Origin of the sequence: Mesorhizobium sp. M2A.F.Ca.ET.046.03.2.1 (assembly GCF_003952425.1) — a bacterium.
Lineage (GTDB): Bacteria > Pseudomonadota > Alphaproteobacteria > Rhizobiales > Rhizobiaceae > Mesorhizobium.
The window spans coordinates 2,289,176-2,307,764 of sequence record NZ_CP034449.1; the positions used below are offsets into that span (position 1 = coordinate 2,289,176).

An 18,589-nucleotide genomic window follows, 5' to 3' on the forward strand; every position below is an offset into this window, starting at 1 on the left:
CTACTCGAACACGATGCTCGGCACGGCGGCTTCGGCCGCGCCGCGCTCTTCCTGGACCCGATCCCAGACCTTCGAGGCGATGTCGCGATAAATCTTCGCCTCGGCGCCCTCGGGCTTGGAGGCGACCACCGGCGCGCCGGCGTCCGAGCTTTCGCGGATGCCCATTTCCAGAGGCACCTCGCCGAGGAAGGTGACGCCGAGGCGCTCGGCCTCGCGGCGCGCCCCGCCATGGCCGAAAATGTCGTAGCGCTTGCCGGTGTCGGGTGCGAGGAAGTAGCTCATGTTCTCGACGATGCCGAGCAGCGGCACGTCGACCTTCTTGAACATGTTGAGGCCCTTGCGCGCGTCGATCAGCGCCAGGTCCTGCGGAGTGGAGACGATGACGGCGCCGGCAAGCGGCACCTGCTGCGCCATGGTGAGCTGGGCGTCGCCGGTGCCGGGCGGCATGTCGACCACCAGCACGTCGAGCGGACCCCATTCGACCTCGCGCAGCATCTGCGTCAGCGCCGACATCACCATCGGGCCGCGCCAGATCATCGGCGTCTCCTCATCGACGAGGAAGCCCATCGACATGACCTTCAGCCCATAATTCTGCATCGGCTTCAGGATCTTGCCGTCGACCGTCTGCGGCCGGCCATGGATGTTGAGCAGCCTGGGCATAGACGGGCCGTAGATATCGGCATCGAGCACGCCGACCTTCAGCCCATTGGCGGCGAGGCCAAGCGCCAGGTTGACGGCGGTGGTCGACTTGCCGACGCCGCCCTTGCCGGAAGCGACGGCGATGATGGCGTCGATGCCGGGCACGCCGCGCCTGCCGTGGCTGTGCGAAGCCGGCGCCTGTGGCGCGGGACGCTGTGACGGCTGCGGGGCTGCGGGCCTCGGCGCTGCCGGGCGCGCCGGAACCGGCGCTTCCATGCCGCCGCCCTTCTTCTCCGCCGTGAGCGCGACGACGGCGCTGGCGACGCCGGGGATGGCCTTTACCGCGCGCTCGGCCGCGGCGCGCAGCGGCTCCAGCTCCTGGGCCCGGGCGGCGGGAACGGTGATCGAGAAGAACACTTTGGAATCGGCGATGAAGATCTCCGAAACCATGCCCAGGTCGACGATGTTGCCGGTGAAGTCCGGCCCGTTCACCGTCTTCAGGCGCTCGACGACGGATTCCTTGGTGACGGTCATTGATCTTTCCTCGGGACTTTGGCGTTCCAGATAGTGCAGTTTCCCGCCAGAACCAAGCCGTGGCGCAATCGCTCAGCCGGCGTGCCCCGGAAAGCGACGGATGATGTCGGATCTGCCAATCGGCATTCGAGCCCTGTCATGGCCAAACGAGCCGCCCGCGCTATCTCCCTTGCCATCACGACAAGCGTGAAGGAGATCGTCATGCTCGAAAACAGCAATGCGACAGCCAATCTCGCGGTGAAAGACCTGGAAAAGGCCAAGGCGTTCTACGAGGGAATGCTCGGCCTCAAACAGGTCGACGACATGGGCGGCGAACTCGTCGTCTATAAAAGCGGAGACACGCTCATCAACGTCTACCATTCGCAATTTGCCGGCACCAACAAGGCAACGGCGGTGACGTGGACGGTCGGCGACCGGATCGAGCCGATCGTCAAGTCGCTGCGGGCGAAAGGCGTCAGCTTCGAGCACTACGATATGCCCGGGCTGACGCTGGAGGGCGACATCCATATCGGCTACGGGATGAAAGTCGCCTGGTTCAGGGATCCTGATGGCAACATCCTGAACCTGGTGTACAAGTAGCCCCGCTACGAGTTGAGGCCGATCATCCGGCCAACCGTGTGACGAGGTAGGTCAACGCCGAGATAGCCGCTGTCGCCGGCAGGGTGATCACCCAGGCGACGACGATGTTGCCGGCAATGCCCCAGCGCACGGCAGAGACGCGGCGGGCGGCGCCCACGCCGATGATGGCGCCGGTGATGGTGTGGGTGGTCGAGACCGGAACACCGAGCCAGGTGGCGGCGAAAAGCGTGATGGCGCCGCCGGTCTCAGCGCAAAAACCCTGCATTGGGTTCAGCCGCGTGATCTTCGATCCCATCGTGTGCACGATGCGCCAGCCGCCGAGCAGCGTGCCCAGGGCCAGCGCCGACTGGCAGGTGAGGACCACCCACAGCGGCACGTAGAAGCTCTGGCCGAGCATACCTTGCGAATAGAGCAGCACGGCGATGATGCCCATGGTCTTTTGCGCGTCGTTGCCGCCATGCCCCAGCGAATAAAGCGAGGCGGAAAAGAACTGCAGCACGCGGAACGTGTTGTCGACGGCAAACGGCGTCTGGCGCACGAACAGCCAGGAGACGACGAGAACCAGGACGAGCGCCAGCACGAATCCGGTCGCCGGCGAGAGCACGATCGCCGCGACCGTCTTGCCGAGCCCGGACCAGACGATGGCGCCGGTCCCGGCCTTGGCGACGCCGGCGCCGACCAGCCCGCCGATCAGCGCGTGCGAACTGCTCGACGGAATGCCGGCGACCCAGGTGACGATGTTCCAGACGATGGCGCCGACAAGTGCCGAGAAGATCACCGCCGGCGTGACGATGCTGGCGTCGACAATGCCTTTCCCGACCGTCTCGGCCACATGCAGGCCGAAGAACAGGAAGGCGATGAAATTGAAGAAAGCCGCCCAGAACACTGCGTAATGCGGCCTGAGCACCCGGGTGGAAACGATGGTGGCGATCGAATTGGCGGCGTCGTGCAGGCCGTTCAGGAAATCGAAGAACAGGGCCACGGCGACGAGGCCGATCAGCAGCGGAAAAGCGATCGTGGCCTCCATCGCCTAAACGTTCTCGATCACGATGCCGCTGATCTCGTTGGCGACGTCCTCGAAGCGGTCGACCACCTTTTCCAGTTGGCCGTAGATCTCCGAGCCGATCAGGTAAGCCATCGGGTCGCTGCGGCCGTGATGCCTGAACAGATCCTTGAGGCCCTGCTCGTGCAGGTCGTCGGCGCGGCCTTCGACGCGCATGACCTCCTCGGCGATGGCGTTGAGGCGCGCTGCGTTGGCGCCGACCTTGCCGAGCAGCGGGATCGCCTCCGCGACCAGCCGGGCTGCCTGGACGATGACGCCGCCCATTTCCCGCATCAGCGGGTCGAACTCCCTCACCTCGAACAGCTTCACCGTCTTGACGGTCTTGTGCATCATGTCGATGGCGTCATCCATCGACTGGATCAGATCCTTGATGTCGCCGCGATCGAAAGGGGTGATGAAGGAGCGCCTGACCGCAAGCAGGACCTCGGCGGTGATGCCGTCGGCCTCGTTTTCGAGATCGACGATCGTCTGGCACCAGCCGTCGATGTCCTCGCCGTTGAGAAGATGCTGAAGGGCTTCGGCGCCGCCGACCACAGTGCGCGAATGCCGCTCGAACAGATCGAAGAAGCGATCCTCGCGCGGCAACAGCTTGCGAAACCAGGCCAGCATGTCGTCCTCCTCAATCCGCCCACCCCCCACATAGCGCACATGTGCGGCGCGGGAAAACAGATAGCCGGCTCAAAAATGTGGACGACGTCCGATTGTGCGTGCGTCTTGCGGAGCGATGCGATTTCCCCGACCTTGAGCTAAACCGCGTTGGATCGGATGGCATGATCGACAAACTGGAGTTCTTCCTGGCGCTGGCCAAGGAGGAGCATTTCGGCCGGGCGGCGGAGGTGTGCGGCGTCACCCAGCCGACGCTGTCGGCCGGCATCAAGCAGCTCGAGGAGCAGCTCGGCGTCATGCTGGTGCTGCGCGGCTCGCGCTTCCAGGGCCTGACGCCGGAAGGCAGGCAGGTGCTGGGCTGGGCGCGACGCATCGTCGGCGACACAAGGACGATGCGCGAGGAGATGCGGGCGGCGCGCCACGGCCTTGCCGGCCGTATCCGCATCGCCGCCGTTCCGACGGCGCTGGCAATGGTGGCACGGCTGACGACGCCGTTTCGCGAAAAGCATCCGGGCGTAACCTTCTCCATCCTGTCGCGGACCTCGATCGAGGTGCTGTCGCTGCTCGGCAATTTCGACGTCGATGCCGGCATCACCTATCTCGACAACGAGCCGCTCGGGCGCGTCATCAGCGTGCCGCTCTATGACGAGCGCTACCAGTTGATCACCGCGGTCGGGAACCCCTATTCCGATCGCGACAAAGTGACGTGGGCCGAGATCAGCCAGCTGCCGCTCTGCCTGCTGACGCCTGACATGCAGAACCGCCGCATCATCGACCAGCATCTGGCGGAGGCCGGCGTGCAGGTCCGGCCGACGCTGGAATCCAACTCGATGATCGTGCTGTTCTCGCATATCCGTACAGGCAAATGGTCGTCGATCATGCCGCTCAACCTCGCGGAAACGTTCGGCTTTTCGGAGCCGATCCGGGCCATTCCGATCGTCGAGCCGGACGCCAGTCACACGGTCGGTCTGGTGGCAGCACCCCGCGAGCCGCACACGCCTCTGGTGCAGGCGCTGCTGGACGAGGCGATGGCGCTGGCAGACGATTTCCGCCGTCATCGCTAGGTTAGAGAATGCGGGCCACCGCTGTTCGATAGGAAATTTCTATCGATCGACGGGAGCGCTTTATTGATTTCGGAGGTTTCCTCTGATTTCGTAAGGACTTAGCGATATTGCGCCCTATGCATGTCGTTGCCCCGAAAACGCTCTATATCCTGGGGTGACATACATTGGCCGCCACGACCAGGGAGGGCGCTGCGTGACCATGCAGGCCGCAAGTACCGAGATCGCGTCGCGCACGGCGGCGATCATTGATGAGATGAAGGGCCTCGAGGGCCCGCTGCTGCCGATCCTGCACAGCATACAGGAAGAGTTCGGATACGTTCCGAAGGACGCGCTGCCGGTGATCGCCGACGGGCTGAACCTTTCCCGCGCCGAAGTGCATGGCGTGGTGAGCTTCTATCACGATTTCCGCGCCAAGCCCGCCGGACGGCATGTGCTCAAGCTCTGCCAGGCGGAAGCCTGCCAGTCGATGGGGTCGGATGCGGTCGCGGCCAAGGTCAAGCAGCTGCTCGGCATCGATTTCCACGAGACCACGCGCGACGGATCGGTTACACTGGAGCCGGTCTACTGCCTCGGGCTTTGCGCCTGCTCGCCGTCGGCGATGCTCGACGGCGAAGTCATCGGCCGGCTCGATGACGAGAAGATCGAAGAGATCGTCGCGGAGGTGCGTTCATGATCCCGCGCATCTATATCCCCGCAGATTCCGGCGCGCTGGCGCTCGGTGCCGAGAAGGTCGCCAGGGCGATCGAGAAGGAGCTCAAGGAGCGCGGCGTCGAGGCCAAGATCGTGCGCAACGGCTCGCGCGGCGCCTATTTCCTCGAGCCAATGGTCGAAGTGGCGACCGACAAGGGTCGCGTCGCATACGGGCCGGTCAAGCCGTCCGACGTCAAGAGCCTGTTCGACAGCGGCTTCCTCACCGGCGGCCACCACAAGCGCTGGCTAGGCGCGCCCGACAAGATCCCCTTCTTCGCCAAGCAGACGCGGCTGACCTTCGCGCGCTGCGGCATCAACGATCCGCTGTCGCTCGATGCCTACAAGTCGCTAGGCGGCTTGCGCGGCCTGCAGAACGCCGTCGCCATGGCGCCGGCCGACGTCGTCAAGCAGGTTACCGAGTCGGGCCTGCGCGGCCGCGGCGGCGCCGGCTTCCCGACCGGCATCAAGTGGAAGACGGTGCTGGATACGGCTGGCGCGCAGAAATACATCGTCTGCAACGCCGACGAAGGCGACAGCGCCACCTTCGCCGACCGCATGATCATGGAAGGCGATCCCTTCGTGCTGATCGAAGGCATGGCGATCGCCGGCATCGCCACCGGCGCGACCAAGGGTTTCGTTTATATCCGCTCGGAATATCCGCATGCGGTGGCGACGATGAACAAGGCCGTCGCGATCGCCCGCAAGGCCGGCGTGCTGGGCCTCAACGTGCTGGGCTCGCCCAACGCCTTCGACATGGAGATCCGCGTCGGCGCCGGCGCCTATGTCTGCGGCGAGGAAACCTCGCTCTTGAACAGCCTGGAGGGCAAACGCGGGGTGGTGCGCGCCAAGCCGCCGCTGCCGGCCATCCAAGGCTTGTTCAGCAAGCCGACGGTGATCAACAACGTGATCAGCCTGGCCTCGGTGCCTGTAATCATGGACAAGGGCGCCGCCTTCTACAAGGATTTCGGCATGGGCCGCTCGCGCGGCACGATCCCGATCCAGATCGCCGGCAACGTCAAGCATGGTGGCCTGTTCGAGACGGCCTTCGGCCTGACGCTCGGCGAAATCGTCGACGAGATCGGCGGCGGCACGGCTTCCGGGCGTCCCGTGAAGGCGGTGCAGGTCGGCGGACCGCTCGGCGCCTATTTCCCGCGCACTTTGTTCGACACGCCGTTCGACTATGAGGAATTCGCCAAGCGCGACGGCCTGATCGGCCATGCCGGCATCACCGTTTTCGACGACACCGCCGACATGCTGAAGCAGGCGCGCTTCGCCATGGAGTTCTGCGCCGTGGAAAGCTGCGGGAAGTGCACGCCCTGCCGCATCGGCTCGACGCGCGGCGTGGAGGTTCTGGACAAGGTCGCGGCTGGCATCGAAGCGGAGAAGAACCTCGCTCTGGTCACCGACCTCTGCAACACGATGAAGTTCGGATCGCTCTGCGCGCTGGGCGGCTTCACGCCCTATCCGGTGATGAGCTCTATCACGCATTTCCCTGAGGATTTCAAGCCCGCGCCGGCGCGCGTGGCGGCTGAATAGGAGCTGGCAGATGAACATCAAGGCCGACTTCCCGACACTCATCCAGGAGATCGACTACGGAACGCCGGAGTCGAAAGCGACGAAGCAGGTCACCCTGACCGTCGACGGGCAAAGCATCACCGTGCCGGAAGGCACCTCGATCATGCGCGCGGCGATGGAAGGCGGGGTCGAGATCCCGAAGCTTTGCGCCACCGACATGCTGGATTCCTTCGGCTCCTGCCGCGTCTGCCTGGTCGAGATCGAGGGCCGCGGCGGCACGCCCGCCTCCTGCACGACGCCGGTCGGCGAAGGCATGGTGGTGCGCACGCAGTCGGACCGGCTCGACGCCATCCGCCGCGGCGTCATGGAACTCTATGTCTCCGACCATCCGATGGGCTGGAACGAGAAGGCCGGAACCGGCGCCAGCGAGTTCGACGCGGTGGCGAAGTCGGTCGGCCTCGCCGAGAACCGTTACGGCGTCGAAGGCCGCAACCACGTCAAGGAAGAAGGCGGCGTGGCGCCCGGCCATGGCTCGCTGGCGGTGGACTATATCGCGCGTGACGAATCCAACCCCTATTTCACCTATGACCCGGCGCAGTGCATCGTCTGCTCGCGCTGCGTGCGCGCCTGCGAAGAGGTGCAGGGCACCTTCGCGCTGACCATCGAGGGCCGCGGCTTCGAATCGCGCATGGTCGCCGGCATGCATGAGGATTTCATCGCTTCGGAATGCGTCTCCTGCGGCGCCTGCGTGCAGGCCTGCCCGACCGATGCGCTGCGCGAGAAGACGGTGCTGGAAAAAGGCATGCCGGAGCGCTCGGCTGTCACCACCTGTGCCTATTGCGGCGTCGGCTGCTCGTTCAAGGCCGAAGTGAAGGATGACGAGGTCATCCGCATGATGCCCTACAAGGACGGCAAGGCGAACCACGGCCATTCCTGCGTGAAAGGCCGGTTTGCCTATGGCTACGCCACGCACAAGGACCGCATCCTGTCGCCGATGATCCGCGAGAAGATCACCGATCCGTGGCGCGAAGTGAGCTGGGAAGAGGCGATCGCCCACACGGCGAAGGAATTCCGCCGCATCCAGTATCAGTATGGACGCACCGCGATCGGCGGCATCACCTCCTCGCGCTGCACCAACGAGGAGACCTATCTCGTCCAGAAGCTGGTGCGGCAGGGCTTCCGCAACAACAATGTCGACACCTGCGCGCGCGTCTGCCATTCGCCGACCGGCTACGGGCTCGGCCAGACCTATGGCACCTCGGCCGGTACGCAGGATTTCGATTCGGTCGAGTTCACCGACGTCGCCGTCATCATCGGCGCCAATCCGGCGTCCGCCCATCCGGTGTTCGCCTCGCGGCTGAAGAAGCGGCTTCGCCAGGGCGCCAAGCTGATCGTGCTCGATCCGCGCCGCACCGAGATGGTGAAATCGGCGCATATCGAGGCCGACTATCACCTGCCGCTGAAGCCCGGCACCAATGTGGCGGTGCTGACGGCGCTGGCGCATGTCATAGTCACCGAGGGCCTCTACAACGAAGCCTTCGTGCGCGAGCGCTGCGACTGGGCCGAGTTTCAGGACTGGGCGTCCTTCGTCGCCCTGCCGGAGAACAGCCCGGAGACGGTCGGCAAGCTGTCCGGCGTCGACCCTGAAGCCATCCGGGGTGCCGCGCGCCTTTACGCCAAGGGGGGCAATGGCGCGATCTATTACGGCCTCGGCGTCACCGAACACAGCCAGGGCTCGACCACGGTGATGGCGATCGCCAACCTCGCCATGGCAACCGGCAATATCGGCCGTCCGGGCGTCGGCGTGAATCCGCTGCGCGGCCAGAACAATGTGCAGGGCTCCTGCGACATGGGTTCCTTCCCGCATGAGCTGCCGGGCTACCGCCACATCTCGGGCGAAGCGGTGCGCGACATCTATGAGAGCCTGTGGGGTGTGAAGCTGGACGACGAGCCCGGCCTGCGTATCCCCAACATGCTGGACGCCGCCGTCGACGGCTCGTTCAAGGGCATCTACATCCAGGGCGAGGACATCCTGCAGTCCGATCCCGACACCAAGCATGTCGCCGGCGGTCTCGCCGCTATGGAATGCGTCGTGGTGCACGACCTCTTCCTCAACGAGACGGCCAACTACGCGCATGTCTTCCTGCCGGGTTCGACCTTCCTCGAGAAGGACGGCACCTTCACCAATGCCGAGCGCCGCATCAACATGGTGCGCAAGGTCATCGAGCCGAAGGCGCGCTACGCCGACTGGGAGGCGACGCAGGAGCTTGCCCGCGCCATCGGGCTCGACTGGAACTATACCCATCCGTCTGAGATCATGGACGAGATCGCCAAGACGACGCCGAGCTTCGCCGGCGTCTCGTTCGAGCTGCTTGACCGTGTCGGCTCGGTGCAGTGGCCCTGCAACGAGAAGGCGCCGCTCGGCACGCCGATCATGCATGTCGACGGCTTCGTGCGCGGCAAGGGCAAGTTCATCCGCACCGAATATGTGGCGACGGACGAGCGGACAGGCCCGCGCTATCCGCTGCTGCTCACCACCGGCCGCATCCTGTCGCAGTACAATGTCGGCGCGCAGACCAGGCGCACGGAGAACGTTGCTTGGCATGCCGAGGACCGGCTGGAGATCCATCCGCATGACGCCGAGGTTCGCGGCGTGCGCGAAGGCGACTGGGTGCGGCTGGCGAGCCGCTCCGGCGAAACCACGCTTCGCGCTCTGATCACCGACCGCGTCTCGCCCGGTGTCGTCTACACGACCTTCCACCATACGGACACGCAGGCCAACGTGATCACCACCGACTTCTCGGACTGGGCGACCAACTGTCCGGAATACAAGGTCACCGCCGTGCAGGTGGCGCCGTCCAACGGCCCGACCGACTGGCAGAAGGACTATAACGAGCAGGCCAAGCAGAGCCGGCGTATCGCCCCGCTGGCGGCAGCGGAGTAGTCCTTGGGCGCGCGCCGCAAAGCGACGACGCAAATTACGCGGCTCGCGCATCGCGCCGGCGGCACCGCGGCCGCGAACCGCATGGTGCCGGAAGAGACGCCGGTGGCGTTCTCCTTTGCCGGCACCACGCATGCGGTGATGATGGCAAGCCCAGCCGATTTCGAGGATTTCGCGCTCGGCTTCTCGCTGACCGAGGGCATCATCGCCGATCAGAAAGAGATCGAGGCGATCGAGGTCGAGGATCTCGGCGCCGGCATCGACATCCAGATCAGGCTGAAGGACCAGGCCAACACGCGCTTCCAGGCGCGGCGGCGCCGGCTGGCCGGACCGGTCGGCTGCGGCTTGTGTGGCATTGAGTCCATCGAGGAGGCGATGCGCTCGGTCGAGGCAGTTGGTGCGTCAAAACTTACGCTTCAAGCAGAAGACATCACCAGCGCCGTCCAGTTGCTGTCGAAGGTTCAGCCGCTGCATGCCGAGACCGGCGCGGTGCATGCGGCCGGCTTCTACGTGCCCGGCAAGGGCGTCGTGATGGCGCGCGAGGATGTCGGGCGGCACAATGCGCTGGACAAGCTCGCCGGCGCGCTGGCCAAGGCAGGCATCGATGGCGCAAGCGGCGCGGTCGTGGTGACCTCGCGCGTCTCGGTCGAGATGGTGCAGAAGACGGCTGCCATCGGCGCTTCGATCATCATGGCGGTTTCGGCGCCGACGGCGCTTGCCATCCGCACGGCGGATGCCGCCGGCATGACGCTGGTGGCGCTGGTGCGCGGCGACGATTTCGATATTTTCACCCACCCCGAACGGGTGGCTTCCGGAGTTGCCAAGCATGTCGCATGACGAAGACCACATCGCCAGCACCAGGGAAAAGCTGGTGCGCATGGCCAACCAGATCGCCACCTTCTTCCACTCGAAGCCGCGCGAGGAAGGCATTGCCGGGCTGGCGGAGCACATCAACAAATTCTGGGAACCCCGGATGCGGCGGCAGCTCTTCGAGCTGCTCGACGGCGACGCTGAGGATTTCGACGCGTTGGTGATCGCGGCCTCGGACAAGATCAAGCGGCCGATCTCCCCTGCGGAGGCCGACAGGAAGCTTGGGGTCACAGCCTTTCCGGCCGATATCGCCGCTTCGCAGGAATGATGTAGCGACCGGACGGCGTTATATTCCTTTCCGCTAAAGTTTAAGGTGCCGCTATCGGCACGGCTCTGCTATGGTTGGCGGCAGAAAGTCGTCTGGCCGGGCGGGGTAGTTCGCGTGAGGCCGATCGAGACCAGATACGCCCGTAGCGGGGATGTGCGGATCGCCTATCAGGTGATCGGCCAGGGCTCTTTCGATCTCGTCTTCGTACCGGGCTTCATCTCCAATCTCGACCTGCATTGGGAAGACGAGGGCTACAGCCGCCTCTTGAAACGGCTCTCCGCCTTCTCGCGGCTGATCCTGTTCGACAAGCGCGGCACCGGGCTATCCGACCGCGTCGACACCCGCCACCTGCCCAGCCTCGAGACGCGCATGGACGATGTCCGAGCGGTGATGGACGCCACAGGCAGCGGCCGTGCCGCTATCCTCGGCGCCTCGGAAGGCGCGCCGATGGCGATGCTGTTCGCCGCCACCTATCCGGAGCGGACGCGGGCGCTGGTGCTCTACGGCGGCTATGCGCATTTCCACAAATGGGTGATGCCGCCGGAACGGCTGGAAGCATTCATCGAGACGGCGGAAACATCCTGGGGCACCGGCGCGACCTTGCCCAATTTCGCGCCGGGCCGGGTCGACGATACCCACTTCACTCAGTGGTGGGGCCGGTTCGAGCGGCTGTCGGCCAGCCCGACGGCCGCTACGGCGCTTGCCCGCATGAATGCCGGCATAGACGTGCGCGACATGCTCGGGACGATCAGCGTGCCTACTTACCTGATCCATCGCCGCAACGACGCCCGAGTCGATCCCGACGCCAGCCGCTTCCTGGCCAGAAAGATCCCAGGCGCCCGCCTGGTCGAGATTTCGGGGCGCGACCACCCGATCTGGACCGGCGACGTCGACCGCGTGGCCGACCTGATCGAGGAATTCCTGACCGGGGAGCCGACGGTGGCCGTTGTGGAACGCGTGCTCGCAGCACTTCTGGTGACACGCATCTACGACACCGCGCGGCTCGGCGACCGCTTGTGGAGCGAACGCAGCCTGCGCTTCCAGGAGAACTGGCACATGCTGGTCGGCCGCCATGGCGGGCGCGTCGCCGGCACGCATGGCGAGCTGATGATCTCGCGCTTCGATGGCCCAGCGCGTGCCGTGCGCTGCGCGGCGCTGCTGCGCGAGGCGGCCCAGGAAATCGGCGTGGCAAGCGCGCAAGGGGTGCATGTCGGCGAGATCGAAATACGCGGACCGCCGACGGGGCTGACAGCGCGTGTGGCCATGCAGCTTGCCGCCCATGCCGAGCGCGGGCACATCCTCTGCTCAAGGCTGGTCGCCGACCTGGCCGCGGGTTCCGGGCTGCATTTCACCGATGCCGGCCGCATCAGCCTCGACGAATTGGACGAGCCGCTGGCGCTGGTGCAGGTGACGGCCGAACAGCATCTGGAGCCGGCCTGCCGTCCCAAGCCCAAGCCGGCCGAACCGGCAACGCTGACGGCTCGCGAGAGCGAGGTGGTGAGCCTGATCGCCGACGGCAAGAGCAATGCCGCGATCGCAGCCGAGCTCGACCTCAGCGAGCACACGGTCAAGCGCCATGTCGCCAACATATTGCTCAAGCTCGACCTGCCGTCGCGGGCGGCGGCGGCGGCATTCTCGGCCAGGCATGCTGGCCCGGACGGGCCATGAGAGCCATGGCGCTTTCGGGCGAAGCGGTCGGGACGCGTAGGAGGTATCAATTATCCCAATGCAGGCAGCCAGGAAGGCACTGCGGGGCCATGGAGAGACAAGATGTTGACCAAGACAAAGACGGTGGACGGCGCGGCGATCAAGAAGGCGATCGAGGGCCGTGACGGTAAGTTGCTGTCGAGCTTCTACACCGACGATGCGCTGGTGCGCGTCGTCGACCGCAACAACCCGCCGAGCAAGCCGCGCGAAATCCGCGGCCGCGCGGCGATCAGCATCTTCTGGGACGATATCTGCAGCCGGGCGATGACCCACAAGGTCGACGCCACCATCGCAGAGGGCGACAACCTCGCCTTCATGCAAGCCTGCGCCTATCCGGACGGCACCAAGGTGGTTTGCGCGGCGATGCTGGAGCTGAGGAACGGCCTGATCGCGCGGCAGACCGTCGTGCAGGCCTGGGACGAATAATCAACCGCGGACAAATCAACAGCGGCCTCGGCCGCAATGGTGAGGGAGAATCGAGATGTTCAGCGCCAGATGGCAGATCGACGCGAAGTTCGGCCACAAGCAGACCGCACTTGAGCTGATGCGGAAATGGGAGCGCGAGATCGGCTCGCAGGTCGGTTTGGCCGACCTGAATTTCCGGCTCATGACGGGTTCGATCGGCGCCCGCGAAGCGACGATCGAATCCCACCACGAAGTCGAAAGCCTGGCCCAGCTGGAAGCGTTCTTTGCCAAGATCGCGAAGATCGACGCGCACGCCAAATGGGGCAAGGAACTGGAGCCCTATGTGGTGTCGGGCACCAGCCAGTGGCAAATCTTCCGGATCGTGGAATAGTTGATTGCGAAATAGCCGAAGGCCGAAGAGGCAGCGGCGAACATGACGGGAAGAGTGGCTGCGAGGCAGGCGGCCACTCGACGTCACCGGATCGACCCAAATCGGTAACCGGGCACCCTCCGCTCGGCCATCCACTGCAGCCGCTTTGGCTGTCGTGTCATGGCTCTCCCGAGCCATGCCCCGCTGGTCCTTTCGGGCGAAGCGGCAGGGGCCGGATTGGTGCAATGTGCTCTTCCTGCAACATCCAACGCATTCGCCCGATGAGGCGAGCAAACGAAGCAACACATGCGTCGCGTCGGCGCGCCATGGCGCTGGCGCAAGCAAGGGAGCAAACCAATGACCGACGAAGCCCATGCAAGACTGCGTGAAAGCCTGCGCGGGGAGGTGATCCTGCGCGACGATGCCGGCTATGACGAGGCCCGCAAGGTCTATAACGGCATGATCGATAAACGCCCGCTGCTGATTGCGCGCTGCGCCGACGTCGCCGACGTGATTACCGCCGTGAAATACGCCCGCGACAACGACCTTTTGGCCGCCGTGCGCGGCGGAGGCCACAACGGCGCCGGATTGGGGATCTGCGACAACGGTCTCGTCATCGACCTGTCGATGATGAAGGGTGTCCATGTCGATCCGAAAACGCGCACCGTCAGGGTCGGGCCCGGCTGCAATTCGGGCGACGTGGACCATGCCACCCATCCCTTCGGGCTCGCTGTTCCGGCGGGCATCGTCTCGACCACCGGCGTTGCCGGCCTGACCCTCGGCGGCGGTACAGGCTATCTCACGCGCAGATACGGTCTCACCATCGACAATCTGGTCGAAGCCGATCTGGTGCTGGCCGACGGCAGCGTGGTGACCGCCAGCAAAGCCGAGAACCCCGACCTGTTCTGGGCGCTCCGCGGCGGTGGCGGCAATTTCGGCGTCGTGACCAGTTTCCTGTTCCAGGCCCATCCCGTGAACATGATCTTCGGCGGCCCGGTGTTCTGGGAGGCCAAGGATGCCATGGCCGTCATGCAGACCTATCGCGACTATCTGCCGGAGGCGCCGGAGGATCTCGGCACCTTTGTCGGCTTGAAGACCATTCCGTCGACCGACCCATTCCCGCGCGAATATTGGGGCAAGCGCGCCTGCGCCATCATCTCCTGCTACAACGGCACCGAGGAGGAGGGGCGCAAGGCCATGGCGCCGCTGCTCGACAATCTGCCGCCGCCTATCTTCAACTGGATGGGTGTGATGCCGTTCCCGGCCTTGCAGGCGATGTTCGACCCGCTGCTTCCGAAAGGCCTGCAATGGTACTGGAAGGGCGATTTCGTCAAGTCGCTTCCCGACGAAGCCATCGCGACCCATATCGCGCAGGCCGCCGCAGCGCCGAGCGAATTGTCGCTCATGCATCTTTACCCCATCGACGGCGCCGTTCGCCGCGTCGGCAAGAACGAGACGGCATGGAATGCGCGCGACGCGACCTGGTCGATGGTCATCGCCGCCATCGATCCGGATCCGGCCAAGGCCGCCGACCTCACCAAATGGGCCAAGACCTACTGGGCGAGCATCCATCCCCATAACGGCGAAGGCGGCTACGTGAATTTCATGATGGAGGACGAAGGAGAAGCGCGCGTGCAGGCGAGCTATGGCGCGAACTACGAGCGGCTTAGCCAGGTGAAGCGCATCTACGACCCGTTCAACATCTTTAGAGTCAACCAGAACATCAAGCCCGCAGCATCGGAGATGCAAGGGAGGACGGCCGCTTAAACCGCGTCGCGCTGAGCCGGGCTCAGGCGACGCGGTTTAAGTCTTTGTTTTGATGCATGTCGTTGTCCCAGAACCGCGCACACTTCTGGGCGACATGCATTAGTTCTTACGCCGCCTCCGCCCATGTAGGGGATAGAGGCCGGATTGCCATCGGATTTGCTACGGGCAATTGGCAATCCGGCCTCTCTCGCAAGGGACTAGCCGTGCGCCACCATGACGTGGCGGACAGCCGTGTAATCCTCCAGCGCGTAGAGCGACATGTCCTTGCCGTAGCCTGACTGTTTCAGGCCGCCATGCGGCATCTCGTTGGTCAGCATGAAGTGCGTGTTGATCCAGGTGCAGCCATATTGCAGACGAGCGGCGGTCGCCATGGCGCGCGCGACGTCCTTGGTCCACACCGACGAGGCAAGGCCGTAGTCGCTGTCATTCGCCCAATTCACCGCCTCGTCGACATCCGAGAAGCGGGTGATCGAGACGACCGGGCCGAACACCTCGCGGCGCACGATCTCGTCTTCCTGCAGCGCGCCGGCGACCACCGTCGGCTGGTAGTAGAAGCCGGAGCCCTCCCCCGGCTTGCCGCCGGTGGTGATCTCGATGTGCTTCAGCTCCGAGGCGCGCTCGACGAAGCTCGACACGCGGTCGCGCTGGCGGCGCGAGATCAGCGGGCCGATCTCGTTCTCAGTGTCGTCAGGCTGGTTGTATTTGATGGTCGAGACAGCGGAAGAGAGATCGGCGACCAGCTTGTCGTAGATCTTCTTGCCGGCATAGATGCGGCAGGCGGCGGTGCAGTCCTGACCGGCATTGTAATAGCCGAAGGCGCGCAGGCCATTGACCACGGCGCCAAGATCGGCGTCGTCGAAGACGATAACCGGCGCCTTGCCGCCAAGCTCCAGATGCGTGCGCTTGACCGATTTGGCGGCCGCCTGCAGCACCTTCTTGCCGGTGGCGACGTCGCCGGTGATCGAGATCATGTTGACCTTCGGATGGTTGATCAGCGTGTTGCCGACGCTGTCGCCACGGCCGAGCACGACGTTGACGACGCCTTCGGGCAGGATCTCGGCGAGGATCTTCGCCAGCTTCAGCGATGTCAGCGGCGTCTGCTCCGAAGGTTTGAAGACGACCGTGTTGCCGCCGCCGACCGCCGGCGCCAGCTTCCACGCCATCATCATCAGCGGATAATTCCAGGGCGCGATCGAAGCGACGATGCCGATAGGGTCGCGCCGCACCATCGAGGTGTGGCCAGCAATATATTCGCCGGCCACCTGACCGGGCATCGAGCGCACCGCGCCGGCGAAGAAGCGGTAGCAGTCGACGATCGCCGGGATCTCGTCGTTGAGCACGGCATTGATCGGCTTGCCGCAATTCAGCGCCTCGAGCGCCGCGAACTCCTTGGCTTCCGCCTCGATCCGATCGGCGATCTTAAGCAGATAGCCGGAGCGCTGCGCCGGCGTGGTACGCGACCAACTGACGAACGCTCGCTCGGCGGCTGTCACGGCCGCTTCGATCTGCGCCGGGCTTGCTTCAGGCAGGTTGAGGATGGTTGCCCCGGTCTTTGGATTGAGGATCGGCTCCTCGGTTTCGGTGCCCTTCTCGAATTTCGAGCCGATGAGCATCTGGGTGTCCATTGGGTTTCTCCCTGATTAGGAGCGAATAGGGAGTAGCGAATAGGGAGATCGACAGCCGAACCCTATTCGCTACTCGCTATTCGCTACTCGCTGTTTTCATTTCCCACTCCCCGCGATCTGGTCGCCGTCGCGGGTCAGGTAATAGGCAACGAGGATCGGCAGCAGCGTCACCAGCACGACGACCATAGCAACGACATTGGTGACCGGGCGCTGGCGCGGACGGATCAGCTCCTCCAGCATCCAGATCGGCACCGTCTGCTGCTGGCCGGCGGTGAAGGTGGTGACGATGACCTCGTCGAAGGAGAGCGCGAAGGCAAGCATGCCGCCGGCGAGCAGGGCGGTTGCGATGTTCGGCAGCACGACATGCCGGAAGGTCTGGAAACCGTCGGCGCCGAGATCCATCGAGGCTTCGATCATCGATCCCGAGGTGCGGCGGAAGCGGGCGACGGCGTTGTTGTAGACGACGACCACGCAGAAGGTGGCGTGGCCGAGCACGATCGTCCAGAACGAAAAGGGAATGTCGGCCAGCGAAAAGGCCGAGCGCAGCGCGATGCCGGTGATGATGCCGGGCAGCGCGATCGGCAGGATGACCAAGAGCGAGATGGCCTCGCGGCCGAAGAAGTGGGTCTGCGAGACGGCGGCGGCGCAGAGCGTGCCGAGCACCAGCGCGATCGCCGTCGAGATGGCGGCGACGCGGACCGACAGCGTTAGCGCATCCCATACGTCCGGCCGGTTCCAGGTAACGGCGAACCATTGCGTGGTGAGCCCCGGCGGCGGCCAGACGAAACTCTTCTCTTCCGTCGTGAAGGCGTAGACGAAGATCAGCAGGATCGGCAGGTGCAGGAACAGCAGGCCGCAGGCGGCGGCGATCTTCAGGCCGAGCGGAGCACGTTGGCCACGGTCAGAGCGCATCGAAAGCCCCCATGCGCTTGGCGCCCCAGAGATAGAAGCCCATGATGACGATGGGCACCACGGTGAAGGCGGCGGCCAACGGGATGTTGCCGGCGGTGCCCTGCTGCGAATAGACGGCCTGGCCGATGAAGAGGCGTGACGTGCCGATAATCTGCGGGATGATGTAGTCGCCCAAGGTCAGCGAGAAGGTGAAGATCGAGCCGGCGACGATGCCGGGCAGCGCCAGCGGGAACAGCACGTTGCGGAAGGTCTGGCCGGGCGAGGCGCCGAGATCGGACGAGGCCTCGACCAGGTTGCCGGGCACGCGCTCGAGCGCGGCCTGCACAGGGAGGATCATGAAGGGCAGCCAGACATAGACGAAGACGATGAAGGTGCCGGTGAAGGAGACCGACAGCGAGTTGCCGCCGACGATCGGCAGCGACAGCCAGGCGTCGAGCAGCCAGAGCAGGTTCAGCTTGGCGAGCAGCCAGGTGAGGATGCCTTCCTTGGCGAGGATCAGCTTCCAGGCGTAGATCTTGACCAGGTAGCTGGACCACAACGGCAGCATGACGCCGAGATAGAACAGCGCCTTCCAGCGGCCGCGCGCATAGCGCGCCGCGTAATAGGCGATGGGGAAGGCGATGACCGCCGAGGCAAGCGTGACGAGTGCCGCCATCGTCACCGTACGCAGGATGATGTCGAGATTGGCGGCCTGCAGCAGATCGCCATAAGTCTTTAGCGTGAACTCGCGGTTGATGAGGCCGGAGAACTCGTCGATCGAGAAGAAGCTCTGTGCCAGCAGGGCGAAGAGCGAGCCGATATAGACGATGCCGAGCCACAAAAGCGGCGGGGCGAGTATCAGGGTGAGCAGGAATTTCGGGCGGCGCCAGAAGAGGTCGGAAAGCGCGCCGCGCATGCCGCCGCTGCCTGGCAGGATGGCGGGAGTGGGGTTGGACTGAACAGCGGCGATGGTCATGGCGCCACCGCGTGTTGAGGGCGATCGTGGGAGAGGCCGCGATCCTTCGCCCCCCTCTCTGTCCTGCCGGACATCTCCC

The 18,589-nt window shown here is 64.8% G+C and carries 17 protein-coding genes; 11 read left to right on the plus strand and 6 right to left on the minus strand.

What is annotated here, in order from left to right:
- Complete coding sequence (locus EJ072_RS10865) at nt 1–1,173, minus strand: Mrp/NBP35 family ATP-binding protein (RefSeq protein ID WP_126079694.1); 1,173 nt, start codon at nt 1,171–1,173, stop codon at nt 1–3.
- A 201-nt stretch (nt 1,174–1,374) separates the two neighbouring features.
- On the opposite strand from EJ072_RS10865, the gene EJ072_RS10870 reads away from it, so the two are divergent.
- The gene (locus EJ072_RS10870) at nt 1,375–1,752 is read left to right on the plus strand and encodes a VOC family protein (protein ID WP_126083591.1); all 378 of its coding nucleotides are present in this window, start codon (nt 1,375–1,377) and stop codon (nt 1,750–1,752) included.
- Nucleotides 1,753–1,774: 22 nt separating this feature from the next.
- Here EJ072_RS10870 and EJ072_RS10875 read toward each other — a convergent pair whose 3' ends face one another.
- On the minus strand, nt 1,775–2,779 hold the full coding sequence (locus EJ072_RS10875) for an inorganic phosphate transporter (RefSeq protein WP_126079695.1): 1,005 nt from the start codon (nt 2,777–2,779) through the stop codon (nt 1,775–1,777).
- A 3-nt stretch (nt 2,780–2,782) separates the two neighbouring features.
- Nucleotides 2,783–3,424 carry a DUF47 domain-containing protein gene (locus tag EJ072_RS10880; protein ID WP_126079696.1) on the minus strand — a complete coding sequence of 214 codons (642 nt, stop codon included), beginning with the start codon at nt 3,422–3,424 and terminating at the stop codon, nt 2,783–2,785.
- Between the two features lie 161 nt (nt 3,425–3,585).
- Between EJ072_RS10880 and EJ072_RS10885 the strand changes: the two genes are divergently transcribed.
- From EJ072_RS10885 to EJ072_RS10930, 10 genes are all read left to right on the plus strand, one after another.
- Nucleotides 3,586–4,485, plus strand: a complete 900-nt coding sequence (locus tag EJ072_RS10885; protein ID WP_126079697.1) for a LysR family transcriptional regulator — start codon at nt 3,586–3,588, stop codon at nt 4,483–4,485.
- Between the two features lie 193 nt (nt 4,486–4,678).
- Complete coding sequence (locus EJ072_RS10890) at nt 4,679–5,158, plus strand: formate dehydrogenase subunit gamma (protein WP_126079698.1); 480 nt, start codon at nt 4,679–4,681, stop codon at nt 5,156–5,158.
- The gene (locus EJ072_RS10895; RefSeq protein ID WP_126079699.1) at nt 5,155–6,711 is read left to right on the plus strand and encodes an NADH-quinone oxidoreductase subunit NuoF; all 1,557 of its coding nucleotides are present in this window, start codon (nt 5,155–5,157) and stop codon (nt 6,709–6,711) included. Before EJ072_RS10890 ends, EJ072_RS10895 begins: the two co-directional genes overlap by 4 nt.
- A gap of 10 nt (nt 6,712–6,721) precedes the next feature.
- Nucleotides 6,722–9,634 carry a formate dehydrogenase subunit alpha gene (fdhF, locus tag EJ072_RS10900; RefSeq protein WP_126079700.1) on the plus strand — a complete coding sequence of 971 codons (2,913 nt, stop codon included), beginning with the start codon at nt 6,722–6,724 and terminating at the stop codon, nt 9,632–9,634.
- Between the two features lie 3 nt (nt 9,635–9,637).
- Complete coding sequence (gene fdhD, locus EJ072_RS10905; protein ID WP_126079701.1) at nt 9,638–10,468, plus strand: formate dehydrogenase accessory sulfurtransferase FdhD; 831 nt, start codon at nt 9,638–9,640, stop codon at nt 10,466–10,468.
- Entirely contained in the window at nt 10,458–10,769 is a 312-nt protein-coding gene (locus EJ072_RS10910) for a formate dehydrogenase subunit delta (RefSeq protein ID WP_126079702.1), read from the plus strand. Before fdhD ends, EJ072_RS10910 begins: the two co-directional genes overlap by 11 nt.
- A 114-nt stretch (nt 10,770–10,883) precedes the next feature.
- The gene (locus EJ072_RS10915; protein ID WP_126079703.1) at nt 10,884–12,437 is read left to right on the plus strand and encodes an alpha/beta fold hydrolase; all 1,554 of its coding nucleotides are present in this window, start codon (nt 10,884–10,886) and stop codon (nt 12,435–12,437) included.
- A 102-nt stretch (nt 12,438–12,539) separates the two neighbouring features.
- The gene (locus EJ072_RS10920; protein WP_126079704.1) at nt 12,540–12,902 is read left to right on the plus strand and encodes a nuclear transport factor 2 family protein; all 363 of its coding nucleotides are present in this window, start codon (nt 12,540–12,542) and stop codon (nt 12,900–12,902) included.
- A 55-nt stretch (nt 12,903–12,957) separates the two neighbouring features.
- The gene (locus EJ072_RS10925) at nt 12,958–13,272 is read left to right on the plus strand and encodes a hypothetical protein (protein ID WP_040993821.1); all 315 of its coding nucleotides are present in this window, start codon (nt 12,958–12,960) and stop codon (nt 13,270–13,272) included.
- A 336-nt stretch (nt 13,273–13,608) separates the two neighbouring features.
- Complete coding sequence (locus EJ072_RS10930; protein ID WP_126079705.1) at nt 13,609–15,018, plus strand: FAD-binding oxidoreductase; 1,410 nt, start codon at nt 13,609–13,611, stop codon at nt 15,016–15,018.
- Nucleotides 15,019–15,215: 197 nt separating this feature from the next.
- On the opposite strand, the gene EJ072_RS10940 is transcribed toward EJ072_RS10930, so the two are convergent.
- The 3 genes from EJ072_RS10940 to EJ072_RS10950 form a co-directional block, all read right to left on the minus strand.
- A complete protein-coding gene (locus EJ072_RS10940) occupies nt 15,216–16,643 on the minus strand; it encodes a gamma-aminobutyraldehyde dehydrogenase (RefSeq protein WP_126079706.1) in 1,428 nt (475 codons plus the stop codon).
- Between the two features lie 96 nt (nt 16,644–16,739).
- Nucleotides 16,740–17,555, minus strand: a complete 816-nt coding sequence (locus EJ072_RS10945; RefSeq protein WP_126079707.1) for an ABC transporter permease — start codon at nt 17,553–17,555, stop codon at nt 16,740–16,742.
- Nucleotides 17,545–18,450 carry an ABC transporter permease gene (locus EJ072_RS10950; protein ID WP_189343344.1) on the minus strand — a complete coding sequence of 302 codons (906 nt, stop codon included), beginning with the start codon at nt 18,448–18,450 and terminating at the stop codon, nt 17,545–17,547. The genes EJ072_RS10945 and EJ072_RS10950 overlap by 11 nt, the downstream gene beginning before the upstream one ends.
- Nucleotides 18,451–18,589 lie beyond the last annotated feature (139 nt).

What these genes read in the sequence shown, in the direction of transcription:
- EJ072_RS10865 (WP_126079694.1), bottom strand. Translation starts at nt 1,173, where the DNA reads ATGACCGTCACCAAGGAATCCGTCGTCGAGCGCCTGAAGACGGTGAAC.
- EJ072_RS10870 (WP_126083591.1), top strand. Translation starts at nt 1,375, where the DNA reads ATGCTCGAAAACAGCAATGCGACAGCCAATCTCGCGGTGAAAGACCTG.
- EJ072_RS10875 (WP_126079695.1), bottom strand. Translation starts at nt 2,779, where the DNA reads ATGGAGGCCACGATCGCTTTTCCGCTGCTGATCGGCCTCGTCGCCGTG.
- EJ072_RS10880 (WP_126079696.1), bottom strand. Translation starts at nt 3,424, where the DNA reads ATGCTGGCCTGGTTTCGCAAGCTGTTGCCGCGCGAGGATCGCTTCTTC.
- EJ072_RS10885 (WP_126079697.1), top strand. Translation starts at nt 3,586, where the DNA reads ATGATCGACAAACTGGAGTTCTTCCTGGCGCTGGCCAAGGAGGAGCAT.
- EJ072_RS10895 (WP_126079699.1), top strand. Translation starts at nt 5,155, where the DNA reads ATGATCCCGCGCATCTATATCCCCGCAGATTCCGGCGCGCTGGCGCTC.
- fdhF (WP_126079700.1), top strand. Translation starts at nt 6,722, where the DNA reads ATGAACATCAAGGCCGACTTCCCGACACTCATCCAGGAGATCGACTAC.
- EJ072_RS10910 (WP_126079702.1), top strand. Translation starts at nt 10,458, where the DNA reads ATGTCGCATGACGAAGACCACATCGCCAGCACCAGGGAAAAGCTGGTG.
- EJ072_RS10920 (WP_126079704.1), top strand. Translation starts at nt 12,540, where the DNA reads ATGTTGACCAAGACAAAGACGGTGGACGGCGCGGCGATCAAGAAGGCG.
- EJ072_RS10925 (WP_040993821.1), top strand. Translation starts at nt 12,958, where the DNA reads ATGTTCAGCGCCAGATGGCAGATCGACGCGAAGTTCGGCCACAAGCAG.
- EJ072_RS10930 (WP_126079705.1), top strand. Translation starts at nt 13,609, where the DNA reads ATGACCGACGAAGCCCATGCAAGACTGCGTGAAAGCCTGCGCGGGGAG.
- EJ072_RS10940 (WP_126079706.1), bottom strand. Translation starts at nt 16,643, where the DNA reads ATGGACACCCAGATGCTCATCGGCTCGAAATTCGAGAAGGGCACCGAA.
- EJ072_RS10945 (WP_126079707.1), bottom strand. Translation starts at nt 17,555, where the DNA reads ATGCGCTCTGACCGTGGCCAACGTGCTCCGCTCGGCCTGAAGATCGCC.
- EJ072_RS10950 (WP_189343344.1), bottom strand. Translation starts at nt 18,450, where the DNA reads ATGCGCGGCGCGCTTTCCGACCTCTTCTGGCGCCGCCCGAAATTCCTG.